Source organism: Aquimarina pacifica, from assembly GCF_000520955.1.
Classification (GTDB): domain Bacteria; phylum Bacteroidota; class Bacteroidia; order Flavobacteriales; family Flavobacteriaceae; genus Aquimarina; species Aquimarina pacifica.
Window position 1 is genome coordinate 14,878 of the sequence record NZ_JACC01000032.1, and the last position, 21,236, is coordinate 36,113.

General features: G+C 32.3%; 4 protein-coding genes. All 4 read right to left on the reverse strand.

Going from position 1 to position 21,236, the window contains the following annotated elements:
* Positions 1–44: 44 nt before the first annotated feature.
* Positions 45–704 carry a 4'-phosphopantetheinyl transferase family protein gene (locus DZ60_RS0115410; RefSeq protein WP_025742938.1) on the reverse strand — a complete coding sequence of 220 codons (660 nt, stop codon included), beginning with the start codon at positions 702–704 and terminating at the stop codon, positions 45–47.
* Between the two features lie 86 nt (positions 705–790).
* Positions 791–5,512 (reverse strand): non-ribosomal peptide synthetase, encoded by a 4,722-nt coding sequence (locus DZ60_RS0115415; protein WP_025742939.1) that lies wholly within the window; start codon positions 5,510–5,512, stop codon positions 791–793.
* A 329-nt stretch (positions 5,513–5,841) separates the two neighbouring features.
* Positions 5,842–12,354: a non-ribosomal peptide synthetase gene (locus DZ60_RS0115420; RefSeq protein ID WP_025742940.1), complete on the reverse strand. Its 6,513-nt coding sequence runs from the start codon at positions 12,352–12,354 to the stop codon at positions 5,842–5,844.
* A 135-nt stretch (positions 12,355–12,489) separates the two neighbouring features.
* Complete coding sequence (locus DZ60_RS0115425; RefSeq protein WP_025742941.1) at positions 12,490–21,144, reverse strand: non-ribosomal peptide synthetase; 8,655 nt, start codon at positions 21,142–21,144, stop codon at positions 12,490–12,492.
* Between the last annotated feature and the right edge of the window lie 92 nt (positions 21,145–21,236).

Below are 21,236 nucleotides of genomic sequence, written 5' to 3' on the forward strand. Positions count from 1 at the left end.
TAGGTACTAGGTTTTTTACTATATGCAAATTGTTCGATGTTAAATCAGGAATCCAAAAAAATTGATGAATTCAAAAATTGAATCTTATTGATTATTATAGGTCTCCTGTCTTTAATTGCCAAATGGCATTTGTAGTTGTGATCTAATTTTATTTCTTTTAGAGAGAAACAAGATTTATTGATATTGGTTTGGCCATTAATAACTTCAAAAGATTTCAACGGAATAGAAAGTCCTCTTCCGTCAGTTTTTATCACTGCTTCTTTTTGTGTCCAATAATCGAAAAACGATTCTCTAAGATTAGCTGAATCAACCAACCTTCTCCACTCAAAATTTGTCATCTGACACCGAAAATCATTGATATCAATATCCTTAATAACCTCAATATCTATGCCTATTTCAGAATTTTTGGTTATTGCACACACAACGATATTTCCTGAATGAGATATATTAAACTTTATTGTCTCATCTTCAAAATATGGTTTATTAAAAGTCGTATATTTTATTTCATGCTTATAGGACACTTTATTTTGTTCTTTTACTCCATGTTCTAAAAGAATTCTTCCTAATAATGATAATTGTGCATCTTTCCAATCTCTATACTTCATAACTTTGTCCTGAAAACCATCAGAGTAATTCCTCAAGAATTCATTTATTAACAGCTCATGATTCTTTTCTGAAACTTGTGAATACAAAATATTAACCATAAAGATGGGCTATTTTCGATTATTAATTTCTATAACGAAGTACATTATTACTGATTTACAAGTCAGTACCTTTTTTAAATCAATACTTATTTCACTGATAACAATCTAAGTTTTTGTTTATTCTTATTGAACTTAGACTTAGCGATTTCTAACTCATAATTAATTTCTGAGATGATAGAAGAAGGATTATTTACTAATTTTTCGAGAAGCAATCGATAACTATTCATCAATTCTCTAATTGTTGCCTGATCATAGATATCGGTGTTATAATTAATCTCAAAATATAAATATTCTCCATATTCATAAAAATTAATTAAAATATCTAATTTAGAGCGTACATCACCTATTTCCTGTATAATATCTGTATAAGAAACAGCAACCTTTTCGGTTTCTTCCGTTGCAATATGAAAGGAAAACATAACATCAAAAATATAATTCCTACCTAGATTATTCTTCAAATCTAGCTCTTCACACACTCGATGAAATGGATACAATTGATGTGCATAATTATCAAGCATGGATTCTTTTACTTGACTAAAAAAGGCATTGAAATTATCACTAGGATTTAATTCCTGCCTCAAAGCTATATTATTGGTATAGCAGCCTATTTGCTGTTTAAGATCTGCGTGATTTCTTCCTGATACGGGACTTCCTAAAACAAGGTCATTTAGTCCTGTATATTTATGGAATAAAACATACCATGCTGATAATGCTCCCATAAACAGACTGCCTCCGGATTTTTTACAAAAATCTCGTAATTTAGCACTTACAGATCGATCAATATAAGCCCCAAGGCTATACCCCGTATACGTTTTTATTGAAGGCCTATCTTTTTGTTTTGGCAAATCTAAAACAGGTAACTCTCCTGACAGTTTTGATAACCAATACGAACGGTCAGCATCATATTCTCCTTCCTTAAAACGCTTTTTTTGCCAAACTGCAAAATCCTTATATTGAATAGGTAAAGCAGAAAGCCCTAAGTCATCTTTATGTACATAGTGATTATAATATTTTAGTACATCCTGTCTTAAAACATTCATTGACACCTCATCAGTAATAATATGGTGCATATTAAAATACAAGAGATACTCCTCATCCGATATATGAAATAATACAGAACGTAATAAAGGTGCCTCAGAAAAATTAAATTCTTGATAAGCGTCCTCTTGTACATATTTATTTGCTAATGTTATTCCTTGATCAGAATACCTATAGTCCTTATACGTTATCTTAAAATCTATTGATTCTATTGGTGCAACCCATTGTCTTACTTCATTATTATCGTCCTCTTTAAAAAAAGTTCTTAAAATTTCATGCCTCGAAATAACTGATAGTACAGCTTTGTTAAACATAGAAATATCATGTACCCCATCTAGAGGGATCATAACAGGGATATTATAAGCTACCGAACGTTCCTCATGTTGGCTCAACATCCATAAAGCAGATTGTGAAAAAGATAAGGGGTAGCTACTCTCTGCTGCTGCTGGATGTATTGCAATATAGGCATCGGTTATGGCCGATGCAACCAATGTAGCATGAGACAATAGTGATGAAGCTTTAAAAAGAGCTTTCATATGTAACTTTACGTTAAACATTTTATGGTATTCGTTCATCAACCGAATTAACTTTAGACTATTACCTCCCAATTCATAAAAATCGTCATTGACCCCTATTTTTTCTCTTTTGAGAATAGACTCCCATAAAGTTATTATTTTCGATTCTATTTCATTACTCGGTGCCTCATATGTATCTTTACAATGATCATCTAAAAACAGCTCCATAGAAATCAACGCTTTGCGATCTACCTTACCATTAACCGTTAGAGGTAATTCTTCTAATTGTTTAAAATGACTAGGAATCATATAGTCTGGTTGTCTTTCTTTATAAAAAGATCGTAAATCAGAAATGGAAACTGAAACTCGACTGGTAAAACACCCTATTAGTTCTAAAATCCCCTCTTCATTAGTTGAACTAATAATGGCTCCTTCTTCTACAGATGGGTGTGATAATAAAGTAGACTCTACATCACCTAGTTCGATTCTGTACCCCTGCACCTTAACTTGATCATCATTCCTACCTAAAAAAATGATACGGCCATCCTGAGTCCAATATCCTATATCTCCAGTTCTATAAATAACATTATTGAAGTTAAAGGGGTCTGAAACAAAACGTTCTTTGGTTAATTCTGGTCGATTCCAATACCCCATTGATAGGCAATCTCCTCCTAAATATAATTCTCCTACAACCCCTTTAGGTACAAGCGATTGATTGTCATCTAAAATATAAACTTTGGTATTAGATATCGGTTTCCCGATTAAAATAGGAGAATCTTCTGGGTTGACTTCTTCGACAATACAACCTACTGTTGCTTCGGTAGGTCCGTATTCATTATAAATTTGAATTTCTGGGTTGAGGCCACGTAAAATGGCAACCTGCGATGGGTGTAAAATATCACCCCCTATAATAGCCTTATTTGCAGATAGCTTTTCTAATCCCAGACTACCTAAAATTGTAATATGTGCGGGCGTAAGTTTAATACACTCGATAGCCTTTGATGCATAATTTCTGAGAAGATCCGAAATATCATTATCACTACCAAAAACAGTAAGTTTACCTCCGCTTATCATTGGTAAAAACAAGCTGGTAACTGTTAAATCAAACGACAAAGAGGTATATAAGCCAAAATCACTGGCCTCACCCGAAGGAAAATAATAAGCACGACACCACAAAAGATAGTTAAATAACGATCCATGACTCACCATGACCCCTTTGGGTCGGCCAGTAGAACCTGATGTATATATCATATAAGCTAGTGATGAATTGGGTACTGAAACTTTAACAAATTCTTCAGAAAAATCCTGAAAAACAGATCGAAATGATTCAAGAAAAGTATTTGTTATGCACAATTTTATTGTGCTATCCTCTTCTATAAAAGAAATCCTTTCTGAGGGATATAACGGATCTATGGGAACATACGCACATCCTAATTTCAATAATGCTAAAATGCTTACAACTAACCACTCACTTCTTTCAACTTTTACACCTACCAAATCTCCTTTGGATAAAGCATGAACTGATGCAAGATAATTTGCCATCTGATTAGAGAGTGAATCCAGATCCTTATATGTCAACTCTGTGCCTTCGTACGACACTGCAATAGCTTCAGGTTTATCCAGCACTTGTGATAAAAATAAGTCTACAATGGTTCCTGATTCTTTAAAATTTACCTCTGTATCATTAAAATAGGTTAATAATTCCTTTTGATCCAATTTCGATAGGCAATTATAAGTATGTAGCGGAAGATTAATATCGCTTAAAACAGATGACAATAACTTCTTAAAATGAAGCATCATACCCCTTATAAAATCAACCTCATAAAGATCGGTATTAAAATTAAAGTCCATTCGTAAATAAGGACCTACTTCTTTTAGATTAATTTCTAAATCAAATCTGGAAAAAATTTCTCCACAATCCTCTATCGAATCTAATACAGATGGATCTATCTCATAATCTTTTATCGTTTCTCCTGTATTCTGAAGGACCAATAAAATATCAAATAAGGCATTTCTCCCAGGGTCATTTTTCAATTCTAAATCTTCTACCAATAAATCAAATGGATATGTCCTATGAGAAAACACCTCTAGTGTATCCTCCTTTACTTTACTATAAAAATCTGCAAAAGAATCTTTCGGATTTATTTTACTACTTAAAACTAAAGCGTTTACATAAAAACCTATTTGATTTTCTAAATCCATATGATCTCTTCCCGCTGCTAATGTACCTACTGTCAACTCCCTCTGATTAGTATATTTAAAAAGAAGTAATTTAAAAACCGATAGTAACCCCATAAACATACTTCCCCCTTGATTACTAACAAAAGTCTGTACCCCAGCAGTAAGCTCTTTATCAAGATAGATACTTAAACTACGACCATTATTAGTCTTAACTTTGGGCCTAGAATTAGAAGTAGGAAGATTTAGTCTAGGAAAATCTGTCAGCTTCTTATTGATCCAAAATTCTTTATGAACTTGTAAGGCATTTTCGTTCAATTGACTTTGCTGCCAATTGGCATAATCCTTATATTGAATTTGTAAGGTTTCTAATTGCAGAGGAGTTCCTTCGTTATAAAAATTGTAAAATTGGAAAACATCATTTTTTAAGACATTAAAAGACCATGCATCGCAAATGATATGGTGCATATTATAGTAAAAAACAAATTCTTCTTCAGAAACTTGTAGTATACTTGCTCTCAATAGAGGTCCTTGTTCGAGATCAAATAATCTATAAGAATCTTCTTTGATATATTGATCTACACATTTCTCTATCTCTTCTTTCTTTCTAAAATCTTGATATTCTATTTTAAAATTAGTTGCTTCTATTGGCAAAATGGCTTGAAATACCTCGTTGTTCTCCTTTGTCTTAAATACGGTTCTCAATATTTCATGCCTTTCTACAACAGAAAAAATAGCCTTCTTAAAATTTTCAATAGAATACTTTCCTTTTAGCGTAACCTGAAACGGCATGTTATAGGATCTTGAAGCATCTTCGAACTGGCTTAAAATCCATAATCTTTTTTGAGAGGAAGAAAGCGTATATTTATTATCTTCTCTATGAACCAATGGAATGTCCTTATATTTTGATTTTGCATTCAGTTTTTTTAGATAGGTTATTAAATCATTTTTATTTGCTTTTAGTTCTTCTACTATCTCTGCAGACAATTGATTTCCGTTAAAATTGATTTTAAGATTATCCTGATCTAACGAAATAAATATGTCTTCTTTTCTTAATTTCTCTATTAATTTGTCCACGGTAGTATTATTTTTTTAGTAACAAGGGTTTGTTGTCTTTTTTTTACAAAATTCGTTTGAAGTATCGTGAATAACATTTCTGACACACATACTATAAACATTTGATAGCTATCTAACTTTGACCCGTTTTATACAACAGAAAACCTATTTTGACTTAAAACCATTCTAAAGACTATCTTTCCCCTGTATTTTTTTAAGATAACCGTAAAGGTGCCATCCTACATTCAAAAAAAATCAGTCTTCATTATATGCTCAAGCCTCTTTACAAAGTTTTATAGTATAAAGCGGGTTTAAAAAGGGTGTGATTACTAGTTATTTCTCTAAATTATTTATATAACCATCTCATTAGTGGTTTCTACCTCACGACTAAGCCATTCTTCATTTTCAAGAAATACTGCCAATGACTTTATTGTAGGATTATGATAGAGGTCGACTAAGGAGATTTCGTGCCCTGTCTTTTTATTGAGTAAGTTTATAAATGACATGGCCTGAAGAGAGTCTCCTCCTAGCTCAAAGAAGTCATCTTCAATACTTATTTTCGATATTCTGAAAAATTCAATTAATAATTCTGAAATCTGCTTCTCTTTTGCGGTTTCTGGAGCCACAAACGCAGTATCTCTTCTTATTGCTTGTTCTTTAGGATTCGGTAAAGATTTCCTGTCTATTTTACCACTTGTGGTTAAAGGAAATGTAGTCATTTGAACAAAATAAGAAGGAATCATATATATCGGTAAAATATCTTTTAAAAATGATCTTATTACAGACACTTCTATTGACGTTGAAGCATGAAAATAAGCCACTAATTGTGGTTCTTTTCCTGAAACTTTTTTTGCCAAAACAATAACATTATCAATACTTTCATATCTAAGAAGCGCACCTTCTATCTCTCCTAATTCTATGCGATACCCTCTAATTTTTACCTGATCATCTTTTCTTCCTAGAAATTGAAGATTACCATCTGGTAACCATTTTCCTAAATCCCCTGTTTTATATAACCGAGAATCTTTGAGATAAGGATTACTTATAAATTTTTCTAAAGTCAGTTGGGGTTTATTAAGGTACCCTAATGTTACCCCTGCTCCTCCGATACAAATTTCTCCAACCACTCCTTTTGGCTGTAACTGATTGTTTGCATCTAATATACAAACATGCTCATTCCTCAAAGGTTTACCTATAGAGAGTTGTGGACTGTCTTTTATCAAGAGTGAAGAAGACCAGATTGTAGTTTCTGTTGGTCCATAAACATTTATCGATTGAAAAGACTCTTGTTTTAATCGATCATACATATTAACATCCATTGCTTCTCCTCCTACTAGCATTACTTTCAAACTTTGAACAAATGATTTCTTAGTATCGTACAACTGTGCTAATCTTGATGGCGTAACTTGTAGAATCTCAATTTCTTGCTCCTGTAATTTATTCATTATTTTTATTGGATCGAGAAGCTCATCCATATTGAACAAATGCAGCTCTTTTCCTGTACAAAGAGCTCCTAAAATCTCTAATACCGAAATATCAAAAGTCACATTCGTCGTCAGTGCAATTTTATTCAACCCCAAAAACTTGAATTCTTCCTGAAAGTTATCTACAAATGAAACCAAATTGCCATGAGAGACCATGACACCTTTAGGATTTCCCGTGGTTCCTGAGGTATATATGACATAAGTCCTATGGTTAACATCAATTGAAATTGGTGCCATCGTTTTAGAAAAGGACGATTGATTTTTAATGAAATTTGTTATTTTCTGTTCATCTATGCAACAGGTATATTGACTATCTTTCTTAATGTATTCTTTTCGTTCTTTGGGGAAATTAGTATCAATAGGAACATAAGCTGCCCCCAACTTATTTATTGATAACATAGAGACCAATACCCATAAATCTCTTTCTAACATTACTCCAATCAGGTGCTCAGAACCTACAGAAAAACTTGATCTTAGGTAATTGGCAAATTGATTCGTCAATTCATCTAACTCTTGGTAAGTGATTTTTTGATTACCAAAAACAATGGCTATTTTCTCTGGGGTTTGATCTACCTGATTTGTAAATAAGTCTACTATTGTATCTGTATGTTTTGGTATTATATTGCTCGGATCTAAAAGAACGTTAGTAATTTCCTTGCTACTAAGAATCTCTTGATTATCGATCACACAATCATCATGTTCTAAATAATGCTGCAAAATTGAATCAACATATCCATGAAATTTATACAATGAAACTTCTGAATTAAACTTGCGATTCAATTTATAATCAAAGTTTAATTGATTTCCCGTAGCACTTAACGTCAAATCCAAAAACGTATTTGTGGCTTCATAAGAAAGATCCTCAACATACCCAGATGAATGGTTGTTTTGTTGTTCTAAATCTATTCCTATATCATCATAAATATGAAAATCAATAAAATCAAATAAAACATCAAAAAAAGGATTTTCATTGTTAGATTGATTAGGTACTTGTTTAGAAATTTCGAATAAGGTTAAGCCCTCCTTATCTTTTAGATTAACTTGTTCCCTTTCTAGCCCTTGTAAATACTCTAACCATGTAGATGATCTATATTTTCCTAGTTTAAATCTTACGGGTAGGGTATTTAAAAAACAGCCTAAAATTTTATCCCCATCCTCTACAACTGGTCGATTATTAGAAACCAAACCAACAACAATATCATCTTCATAAGTCAACATTTTTAAGGCATAAACATAAGCCCCTAATAAAACGGTTTTTAAAGATATTTGATCTTTTCCTGATTTTTCTCGTAGTTTATTTAAAAACTCCTTAGGGTATAGTTTTCTATATTGACTCTTTTCTGTCTCCTCTGAAAAAATATCCAACCTCTTATAATCCATCAACTCCTGTTTCCAGAATTCGATATTACTTTCATCCCTTTTTTCTGCCAATTCCCAAATCACGGATTCTTTATATCCATATGACAACGGTTCTATCTTTGTATCTATCCCCTTTTCTAAATTCGAATATATTTGAAATAATTCTGTATTAAAAGAGGCAACACTCCATCCATCTAAAATAGAATGATGAAATTGAAATAAAAAAACACTTGTATCCGTATTTAGATTAAATATAGAGCATCTCCATAAAGGCGCTATAGAAAAATTAAATGGGCGCTTACGCTCATTGTGAATGTATTCTGAGATATACTCTATTTGCTCCTGTGCCAAGAGATGACTTAGTTCTTTATAATCTATAGAATATGAAATGTTATTATATACTATTTGAATAGGTTCGTTATGGGTTTCTAGATCAAAGCCCGTCCTTAGCATAGCATGCTTTTCTATCATTAATGCCAAGGCTTTTTCAAAACTTTTGACGTTTACTCTAGAGATTTTATAAGCAAACTGATCGTGGTATATTGCTTTTCCTTCATTCATTAAGGAAGAAAACATCATTCCTCTCTGAATATCACTAAGCGGAAATATATCTTCGATGTTATTAACATCTAAGATTTGTGTTACTACCTCTTCTCTTAATTGCTCTATACTTTTCTTCACTTTAGAATACAATTCAATTTTGAGATCTGAAGTTTTCTCTGTGCTAGTTATATTTTTAGAAAAATCCGCAATACACTGATTTTTATACAATTGATCCACTCCCAAACAAAGATTAAAACTCTTATTGATTTTACTGATCAATCGTATTGCTATAATTGAGTCTCCTCCTATATGGAAAAAATTGTCATGAATTCCTATGTTTTCTACCCCTAGTACTTCCTGCCATAAATGAATGAGTTTACTTTCATTTTTATTTCGTGCTCCAACGTTTTCATTTCTATCTTCTAAACTTAAATTCGGTTCTGGCAACGCTTTTCTATTAATCTTACCATTTGAGGTTAATGGCATCTCCGAAAGTTCTATCCATATTGACGGAACCATATAACTTGGCAATTGATCCATCAAAAACCTCTGAACCAAATCTTTATCAAAATTCTTATTCGCAACTACGTATGCTACCAATTGAAGGGCATTGTTTGGATTCTTCTTAACTAATACAACTGCATTTTTGATCAAATTAGACTTTTGTATACTTTTTTCTATCTCTCCTAATTCAATACGATTGCCTCTTATTTTTACTTGGCTATCTTTTCTTCCAACAAACTCAATAGTTCCATTAGGCAGCCATCTTGCAAGGTCTCCTGTTTTATATAGTTTTTCTCCTTGCTTAAAAGGGCTTTTAATAAATTTATCCTTATTGAGTTCTTCTCTATTCAAATATCCTCGTGCAACTTGAACTCCACCAATAATTAGCTCTCCAACTACTCCAATGGGCTGCTCTCTAAGCACGTCATTTGTTATATATATGTTTGTATTGGCTACAGGAGCTCCTATGGTTACTCCATTATCTATATTTTCTTTGGTAAGGTCAATCGCAGTTACATCAATTGCTGCTTCTGTAGGGCCATAATAATTATGAATAGATATTGTCGGTAGTTTTTCTTTAAATTCTTGAACTGTTTCTTTAGACAATGCCTCACCACTGCAGACTACATGTTTTAGGGAACTACATTGCTCTTGAGATACATCTAATAAAAAAGCACTTAACATTGATGGAACAAAATGAAGTATAGTTACTTGAGTGTTCTTTATTATCTCCTGAAGATAGATAGGGTCTTTATGACCTTCTGGTTTTGCAAAAATTAATCGACAACCTGTTATCAACGGCATTATTAATTCCCACACAGAAACATCAAAGGTATAAGGTGTTTTTTGTAAAATTTTGTCTTCTTCGGTTATTAACAAATCATCTTTCATCCACATTAGTCTATTGTATAAACCAGAGTGGTTATTCATTACTCCTTTTGGCACGCCCGTTGATCCTGAGGTATAAATCACATATGCTAAGTCTTCGGGGGAACTTTCTTTATATTGAAAATTAGTATCCCATAATTTCTGATGTTCTAGAAAATTATCTACTTCTTTACGATCGACACATAGGATATACTGACTATCTTCTTTTATAAAATTTAATCGTTCCTGAGGATATTCTGGATCAATAGGAAGATATCCTGCTCCGGTCTTGAGTATTGCCAAAATAGAAATCAACATCCACTCACTTCTATCTTGTCGAACAGCGACAATTTGATTTTTTGTAATAGAATAAGTAGCGGTTAAGTAATTTGCAAATTGACTAGAGATATGATCTAACTCAAGAAATGTTATTTTTCTATCTTCATATTGTATTGCTATTGCATCACTATTTTTGCCTAGCTGTATTTGATAAAGGTCTAATATGGTTTTATCACTTTGATAATCAAAATCATTATCATTAAAACTTTGGAGTTGTTCCCTTTCTTTTGGTAATAAATAATCTATATTTCCTATCCCAATTTCTGGAGTATCTATGATTTTTTCTAATAAAACAAGATAATGAGAGAGTACCCTTTCTATCATTTCTTTTTCATATACATCAGTATTGTATATTAACTCTAAAAATATTTCATTGTTCCCTTTATGACAAACAATTTCTAAGTCAAGTTTGGATTTTTTATGCCCACCATCAATAATAAGTCCTTCTTGTTTTCCCTTAGCAACAGACATCTCTTCTTCCTCTTGAAAAACAAGTAAAATATCAAAAAGTTTACTTCTACTTGGGTTACTTTCTATCTCTAATGCATCAATCACCTGATCAAAAGGATATGTTTGATGCGCATAGGCTTTTAGTGTAGATTCTTTTATTTGTTTTATAATTTGGTCAAAGTTACTATTAGAGCATATTTGATTTCTTAATGCAATAGTATTAACATAGCACCCTATTTGATTTGCAAGTTCGGTATGTTCTCTGCCACTTACTGGAGAACCCAAAACAATATCATTTTGTGATGTATACCTATGCAAAAGGACATTCCAAGAAGCTAGGAGTCCCATAAAAAGACTGGTTCCTTTTTCTACACAATAGTTTTGTAACCTATTAGTTACTTCTGACGGGATTTTCATTCCTAAACTATATCCCGAATGACTCATTAAACTTGGTCTAATCTTAGTACTTGGCAAATCCAAAGTAGCGATTTCTCCTTGTAAGGTCTCCATCCAAAAGGTTTTATCTTCTTTACTTTTATCTGAAGTTAAATTGATGTTTTGCCAATTAGCAAAATCCTTATACTGAATACCTAAGGAGGGAATTGCTTTTTCATTATTATTTAATAATGCTTTATAATTAGTTATGATATCATTCATCAATATCTTAAGAGACCATCCATCACTAATAATATGATGCATGTTAAAGTAAAACTCATATTCGGTATCCGAACGTCTTAATAAACTTGCTCTCAAAAGAGGACCTTTTTCGAGATTAAAAGGTTGATAAGAATCCTTTTCTATGTACTCGAGTATTTGGGTCTCTGCATCACTATCTTCTCTGTAATCAATCTCTTCTATTTTAAACCCTAATGCTTCAGGAGTAAGAATTTTTTGTTTTATTTCATCTAAATCCGTTGACACAAAAATAGTTCTCAAAATTTCATGCCTTGCAATAGTCTTTTCGATAGCTTTCTTAAAAACAGGGAGGTCATACCCTTCGTCCAACGTTGTATGATATGGCATATTATATGAACTCGATGTATCTTCTAATTGACTTAGAATCCATAACCTACGTTGTGACGAAGAAACGGGATAGGTATCAGCCTTTTTTACTTTTGAAATTGACTCAAGCTTCGTTCTGGACATTAAAGATTTTAAATACCTTATAATGTCTTCTTTATTCGCTCTTATAACCGCAATATCACTTTCGGTTATATCTATATTATCTACTTGTTGTATTTCTAAATTTCCATTAGAATAATTTAGTAAAATTCCTTTAACTCTAAGGTCTTTAATTAAAACTTGAATCCCGTCCATATTATTTGTGTGATATTTTTATGAATATTTTGCTTAATAAAGGTAATTATCAAGCCTAATGCATCTTAGATCTAGAATACATCTTTGTAGCTTGTTTTTAAAATTGAAAAATGGTCAACTAAGACTTGAAAAAGTCTAAATCACTATCTTTTTTAAGTCGTCTTTTTTCTGAAAAGACCATTTGAAATTATCAATGGTTATAGCCAGAAATTCGATAGTCGGATTCTCAAAAACTTGTTGAACATCAATAGGAACATCAAACTTATTTTCAATTATAAATATAAGTTTCATGGCTCTTAAACTATTTCCTCCTAATTCAAAGAAACTATCTTTAACACCTACTTTTTCAAGCCCAAGTATTTCTTGCCAGATGTTGACTAATTCTTTTTCCGTTTCAGATGTAGGGGCTTGATAATTTTGTAATGCTACCTCAAAAGTATCCAGTTTTAGCAATGCTTTTTTATCCGTTTTTCCATTGGGTGTTAAGGGTAATTTATCAATAATGATAAAAGAAGCAGGAATCATGTAAGCAGGTAGAGATTTACTAATATTTTCTTTTACTTGTATACTATCAATAGTATCTCCTTGCAAATAGGCCACAATTAACTTATCCCCTTTGTGATCTTTAACCAATACTACAGCCTGTGAGATGTTTTTTTCTAGTAACAGCGTTTTTTCAATTTCTCCCAATTCTATGCGATACCCTCTTACTTTTACCTGATCATCCTTGCGACCAAAGAAGCGTACGTTACCGTCTGGCATCCAACTCGCCAAATCCCCTGTTTTATATATAATACTCCCTTTTTTGTAAGGGTTTTCTATAAATAATTCGTTAGTTAAGTTCTCTCGATTGAGATACCCATTGCTTAAACCATCTCCTGAGATACATAATTCGCCAATAACTCCCTCTGGTTGAAGTTGCATTTGTTCTGAAAAAATATAAAATTGTGTATTACTTATCGGTTTGCCAATTGGGAGTGCCTCTTCATACTTTTTTTGAATACGATAACAACTGCTATAAGTTGTATCCTCTGATGGTCCGTATAAATTTCTTAATTCAATCGGAAAATCTATCAAATTGTTACTCAACCCTACAGGTATAGGCTCTCCCGCCATATTGATTGCCGAAACATTATCAAACGAAATGCCTCTAGAATACAAATCTTCTATAACAGATGGTACGGTATTGATAAGTACCTTTCTATCTTTTGATAATTGAGAAGGAATTACCAATCCATTTTCTAAAATACGTACTTTTTTTCCGGTGCTTAGTGGATAAAACATTTCGAAGACTGACAAATCAAAACAATAAGAAGTAACCGCATAAACAATATCAAATGGAGTATTTTTAAACTCTTCTTTACTCCAATTGATTAGAGCAGCCACATTTTTGTGATTTATCTGCACTCCTTTAGGTTTTCCTGTTGACCCAGAGGTATAGATTATATAAGCCAAATCGTGTGAACTAATATGAATCCCAGGTAAACTTTTCGGCCAATCTTCAGGTTCAAAATCTTGAATAAAAGTGTCTGTAATTGTAAACTTGCATTGACTATCAGATTCTATATAATCAATACGCTCTTTGGGATAATTTAGATCTATCGGTACATAGGTCGCTCCTGCTTTTATAATACCCATTAATGCAATCACCATCAATTCATTTCTAACCAATTTAACACCAATAAAATCCCCTTTCTTTACCCGATATTTCTCAATCAAACAATGAGCTAATTGATTTGACCTTTCTTGCAATTGCATATACGTAATCTCTTTATCACCAGATAGCACTGCAATACCTGTGGGTGTTATATTGGCTTGACTCTCTAATAAGGTTACCAAGGTATCTTCTTTTGTATCCAAAAGAGAAAATTGATTATTACTAAAGTCAGACAAAATGGTAAATCTCTCTTCTTGAGTTAAATAATCCTGATTACTAATTGATTCCTTAGGATTTTGAGTCACCAGAATAATAAACTGTTCTAAATGTTTGGTAAGTCGTTCTATAAATTTCTTTTGATAAATATCACTGTTAAATTCTACTGTCACTGATATTTCTGAATCATTTTCCTCGAATAAAAAGCTGATATCAAAATGACTACTCCCACGATTTTCATAGGGATAATGTTCTATTTCTAAACCTGTAAATTTTGCTTCGTCTTTTAGAATTTGTTGCTGATTATGCAAAACAACCATAACATCAAATAAGGCAGACCTAGATACATCTCTTTTAATCTCTAATTGTTCAACTAATGTATCAAAAGGATATTCCTGATGCTCATAGGCTGACAATAGCGTTACTTTTTCTAGCTCCAAAAGCTCTTCAAAGGAAATAGATTGATCAAAACTTGTTCGTATGGCAAGTGTATTGATAAACAACCCTATTTGATTTTCTAAATCTGAATGCGATCTTCCTGACACGGGAGTTCCTAAAACAATATCTGTTTGACCTGTATATCGATAAAACAGTCCTTTCAACCCAGCCATTAATCCCATGAACAGAGTGGCCTCTGAGTCTTTAACAAATTGCTTCAATGACTGTGCAAAGGTTGTAGAGAATTGATATCTGGTAGACTTGCCTTTATATGTTTTTACTTTAGGGCGTTTTAGAGTAGAGGGCAATTCTAGTACCGGAATATCCCCTGAGAATTGATCTTTCCAGTAGTTCTCTGAAGTTTTGAAAGAGAATTGCATGTCCTCACTTTGTAACCAGCTAGCATACTCCTTATATTGAATTGTTAATTCTTGAAGTGGAATTGGGGTATTATTTTTTAATGCAGTATAAATAAATTTTATTTCGTTTAATAAAACTTCCATAGACCAACCATCACCAATAATATGATGTAAATTTAATACCACAATATGCTCTAATTCTGATCTCCTTATTACCTCTATTTGTAATAATGGAGCTTGGGTCAAGTCAAAACTGTGTGTCAATACTTGATCTAAAATTTTTGTAATTGATTCCTCTTTATTTTCTTCTTTTATATCGTGAACCTTTACATTAAGCTTTACTTTTTCCTTCTGAAGTATACATTGTCTAATCTCTCCTTCTTCAGAAACCTTAAAAAAAGTTCTTAAACTCTCATGTCTATGAATCAATGTCAAAACTGCCGATTCTAAGACGGTAATATCTAGATGTCCTTTTAGCTCAATAATATTAGGAATATTATAAGCTTTATTTCCTTCGGCAAATTGGCTTATTATCCATAACCGCTGTTGTGCAGGAGTAACGGGATAGCTATCTCTATGCTCGATTTGAGGAATTGCCAAAAATTCAGCAAGCAAGTGAGGTGTACTTAGAAGAGATTTTATGGTAGGATAACGAAATATATCCTTAATTTCTAAATGTATTCCTAGCTCTTTATTTACTTGATTGATCAGTCTTACAGCCTTTAAACTATGTCCCCCTAATTCGAAAAAATTATCATTTGTTCCTATCTTTTCTATTCCCAAAATTTCTTGCCATATCTGTACAGCTATTTTTTCTTCATGCGTTACCGGCTCAGTATATGTATTTTTGATTACTTGTTCTCCCGAAATGTCTGGCAATTCTTTTTTATTTATTTTACCATTAGGGGTAAGTGGGAGATTAGGCAATTCTATAAAGAAAGCAGGTATCATATATTCTGGAAGCTTATCTATTAAGTATGTTCTCAATTGAGAAGGTGATACAGAGGAGTTAGAAACAAAATAAGCTACCAATGTTTTTTCATTATGTACTTCTTTACACACTACGACTACCTGAGCCAATTCTTTACCAAAGCTCAAAATAGCACTTTCTATTTCACCTAATTCTATTCTATAACCTCTAACCTTTACTTGATCATCTTTTCTTCCCAAAAATTCTATGTTTCCATCGGGCAACCATCTCGCCATATCACCTGTGGTATACATCTTATCTCCATCAGAAAAAGGATTCGATATAAATTTGTCTTCTGTCAACTCTTTTTTATTGAAATATCCCCTTGCCACTCCTACTCCAGAGACATACATATTCCCCGTAACACCTATGGGAACAGGCTTTAACCCCTTATCAAGAATGTATACAGATGTATTTGGCAAAGGTTTCCCTATAGGAATATTAGTATAGTGCTTATCAGATATCTTATATCCTGTACTATACGTTGTATCTTCTGATGGACCATATAGATTCCTTACTTCAATTTTATCTAGAGGAAGTTGCTTTATAATATTAACGGGGATAACCTCTCCAGCCATATTTATATAAGAAATGTTCGTGAGATCTAAGTTTTCCTCTACTACTTTTTGGATTACAGATGGAACCGTATTTAATAAAATATTAGTATCCTTTTTTAAGTATTTATCAAGGTCCAATGCATTATTTAAAACACGGACTTTTTTTCCGATAGATAATGGATAAAACATTTCGAACACCGATAAATCAAAACAGTGAGAAGTTACGGCATACACAATATCAAATTTTGAAGGATTAAATTCTGATATTGACCAGTTGATTAACTCAACTGCATTTCTATGCTCAACCATTACTCCTTTGGGTTTTCCTGTGGTCCCAGAAGTATATATGATATATGCCAGATGCTCTGGACTATTGATGTTAGTTACCGTGCTATCTGAATATCTATTCTTTATCTTTTTAAATTGATTTAATTTTTTATCATCTAATACTACTTTACAATTACTATCCTTTTCGATATAATCAATCCTTTCTTGAGGATAGTTAATATCAATGGGTACATATGCAGCTCCTGATTTTAATATGCCTAAAATAACCAGAATAGTATCCTCGCTTCTTTTTAGTTTAAAACCTACTAAATCATCTGGTTGTATGGCATAGGATTCTTTAAGATAAAAAGCTAGTTGATTAGACTTTGTATGAAGCTCCTTATAAGACATGGTTTTCCCTTCATAAACAACCGCTGTATCATTGGGAGTTTTATCTACTTGTTCTTCAAACAAATGTATGAGTGTCTTTTGTTGATCTGTGTATGCAATTTCTGGGCCTTTAAATTCTTGAAATAGTTGTTTTTTTTCTGAAGACCCTAAAAAATCAAGGTTTTGTACATGGATAGTTGGATACTCAATTGCCTGAAGCATACAATTCTCTAAATGATCAAATATTTTTCTAATAAAATATGCATCATAGATATCTGTATTATAACTTAGGGTAAGCTCTAATTCTTGTTTTTCGACAAAAGTAAAACTCAAATCAAATTGAGATGTTTTCCTATCTAATTCGTAATCGACTAATTCTAATCCTAGTAGACTTTCTGGATTGCGAATGCTCTTTAGTTGACTTTGACTTTGCAAAATAATCATAACGTCAAATAAAGCAGAACGGCTTGTGTCTCTTCGTATATCTAATTTATTTATTAACTCATCAAAAGGATAATCCTGATGCTCATACGCCTTAATAAGTGCACTTTTCTGATTTCTTAAAAACTCTGTAAAAGACAAATTATCTTCTATTTTTGTTCGGATAGCAAGAGTATTAAGATATAGACCTATTTGTTGTTCTAGCTCGGGATGCGAACGACCGGCAACTGGTGTTCCTATGATAATATCGTTTTGATTCGTATATCTATGCAATAGAACCTTAACTCCTGCCATAAGAGTCATGAATAGGGTAACCTCCTGATCACTAGAAAATTTCTTTACTTTATCCAAAAAAGATTCTGAAAAAGAATGTGTTATTTCTTTTCCGTTATAGGTTTGAATTAGCGGACGAGGCTTAAAACTTGGTAATTCTAATACAGGGAGTTCTCCTTCAAATTGTTTTAACCAAAATGCTTCTGATATTTTTTGAGAATCTTTATAAGAACTACTATTCATCCAAACTGAATAGTCTTTATATTGAATAGGCAGTGTCTGAAAGTTAACCGTCTCTCCTTTCAATAAAGTGTTGTATGACGTTATAATTTCTGAAATCAGTATTTCGATTGACCAACCGTCTCCTATAATATGATGTAAATCAATAAAAAAGATACACTTGTTTTCTTCTAATTGAATAATAGAAGCTCTTAGTAGAGGTGCTTGACTTAAATCAAAGGGAATTCTGTTCTTTTTTTGAATATACGTATCTACTGCGATTTGCTTATCTTTCTTAGATCTAAAATCACTAATTTCAATACCAAAATCTATTTCATTTTCTGATTTAATATATTGATATAGCTCTCCTTTTTCATTTATCTCAAAATTAGTACGCAACACCTCATGTCTTGCTATTACTATCTCGAGAGCTTCCTGAAGGGTCGAGATAGTAATTCCCCCATTGATCTGAACGGCTTTAGATATATTGTATGCTAGTGAGCCTCCTTCTAACTGACTTAGTATCCATAAACGATTTTGTGAAGCCGTTACTGGATACTTATCTGATTCTAATGCTTTCTTAATAGAAACGTACTTGTTTTCTACCAATTTACTGCTTAATTCTTTAATCGTTGGGTTGACAAAAAAATCTCTAAAAGAGATATTTTTATTCAGGGATTTATGGATTCTATTGATTATCTGTGCCACCATTAGACTATGTCCACCTAACTCAAAGAAGTTATCGGTAACGCCCACCTGTTTTGTATTTAAAACGTCTTGCCATATCACCACTAACTTCTTTTCTAGATCATTCTCTGGTGCAACATATTTTTTACGAATCCCATCGATATTCTCTGAGCTAAGCAATTTTTTTCTATCTACTTTGCCGTGGGAAGTTAGTGGTATAGATTCCTGCTGAACATAAAAGCCCGGAACCATATAATCGGGTAATTTTTCGCTTAAAAATGTTCTAAAATCTGTTTTATTAACCACTACAGAAGAAACATAAAATAGGACTAAAGTTTTTTCATGATTGATTTCTTTGACCAGTACAATTACTTGTTTTAAGGCATCAGAATATTGTATGGCAACTCTTTCTATTTCTTCTAACTCTATTCGATACCCTCTTATCTTTACCTGAAAATCCTTTCTACCACTGAATTGAATAACTCCATTGGGTTGCCATCGTGCCATATCCCCAGTATCGTACATTCTTGTGTTCTCTACAAATGGATTTTTTATAAACTTTTTCGCAGTCAACTCTGCACGATTTAGATACCCTCTGGCTACTCCTGCACCAGAAACATAAAGTCTTCCTTCTACTCCTATGGGGACAGGTCGTAATTTTTTATCTAAAATATAGGCAGATGAGTTTGCAATAGGTCGACCAATAGGAATGGTTTTATATTTCTTTTTTTCAATAGGAAATGCCGTAGAAAATGTGGTGTTTTCAGTTGGGCCATATCCATTAACGATATGTATACTTGGGTATTTCGCATACACTTTTGCAACATGTTTTGGTGAAACAACATCTCCACCAACGATTAACTTGTCAATATCTTCAAAAACCGCTACGTCTTCATCTACCACTTTATTAAACCAGGAAGACGTCATCCAAATACTATTAACTTTATGATGCTTAATCAGATTAACCAATCTAGCTGTAACTAATAAGTTATTTTGTTCAGTCAATACTAATTTTGCTCCGTTTAATAAAGTTCCGAAAAACTCTATAATTGTAGCGTCAAAAGAAATAGAACCGGTACTAAGCAAGGTGTGTGTTTCGCCAAGCTGAAAGAAAGAACAAGGTTTAACTAATCTAATCACATTTCTATGTTCGACCATTACACCTTTGGGGTTCCCTGTAGTTCCTGATGTATACATTACATACGCCAAATTATTAGGACTACATGTAGTTGTTATATCGTCTTTGGGATATTTTGATATAGAAGTATTAAAAACCTCTAACTCCTGATCATCGATAATTAGTTTGCAATTACTATCTTTTTGAAGATATGTTATTCTTTCTTCGGGATAATTTCTATCAATTGGTAAATAAGCAGCTCCTGATTTTAATATTCCCAAAATAACAATAAGTAATTGCTCTGTTTTATCAAGTTTAATTCCTACTATATCCTCTATTTGTAAACCATATTTTTCTTTTAAATAATGTCCAAATTGATTGGATCGTTTATGTAACTCTTGATAACTCAGCCTTGTTTTTCCATATTCGACAGCTATACTATTAGGAGTTTTTGTGACTTGATCTTCAAAAACTTTTGTAATCGTCTTGTGACTAGGGTAATCTTCTTTAGTCGTATTAAACTTGCTAATAATTTGAGTATATTCATTATCAGAAAGGATACTAATCTGGTCATAAGACGTATCAATTAAATGAGTTAGATGTACCAAGCAATTTTTAAAATTTTTCAGAAAGTGTTTTGCACAATAATCTGATATAAAATCTTGATTATAAATAATTTTGATTTCTACTTCATTATGTAAACCCCTAGAAAAACCTATTTGTACCGGCGTATTTTTATTAGATTTTATGCCTGACCCTATATACAATCCAAAATAATATAATTCTGATATTTCTTTACCTTGAACTCTTTGGTGCCAACTATCTAGATCATAATTTTTATGAGTACATACCTCTTGCACCTCTTTTTTTACCTCTTGCAAGTATTCCTTAAAAGTTGAAGAATCTGCAATTAAAGGTTTAAAAAAAATTAGAGGGTTCTCTGAAGAGGGTTCATACCCTATTTGTTTTTCAAAACTCGAAAAATACCTTTCTATCAAGTTTCCGTAAATCGCTAATAGAACAGTTAATTCTGCCATAGGTTCTTTACTTGTTAACTTGTCAAAATAACTGACTTCTTCTTGGGATAGAAAGATCTTTTCTTCAGAAAAGACTATATCTAATGAAGAACTAACAACTTCTGCGTTTTCTAGTTTCTTAACCCAATAATCTGTTGCTATTTTTTTTTGAATTGCCGTCATCTTGTTTTTTGAATTTATTATTTCTACTTCATTTCACCCTAAACTGAGTTAATAAATAGGGGCGGTACATTAATTTAGATTTCTGTGTTTTT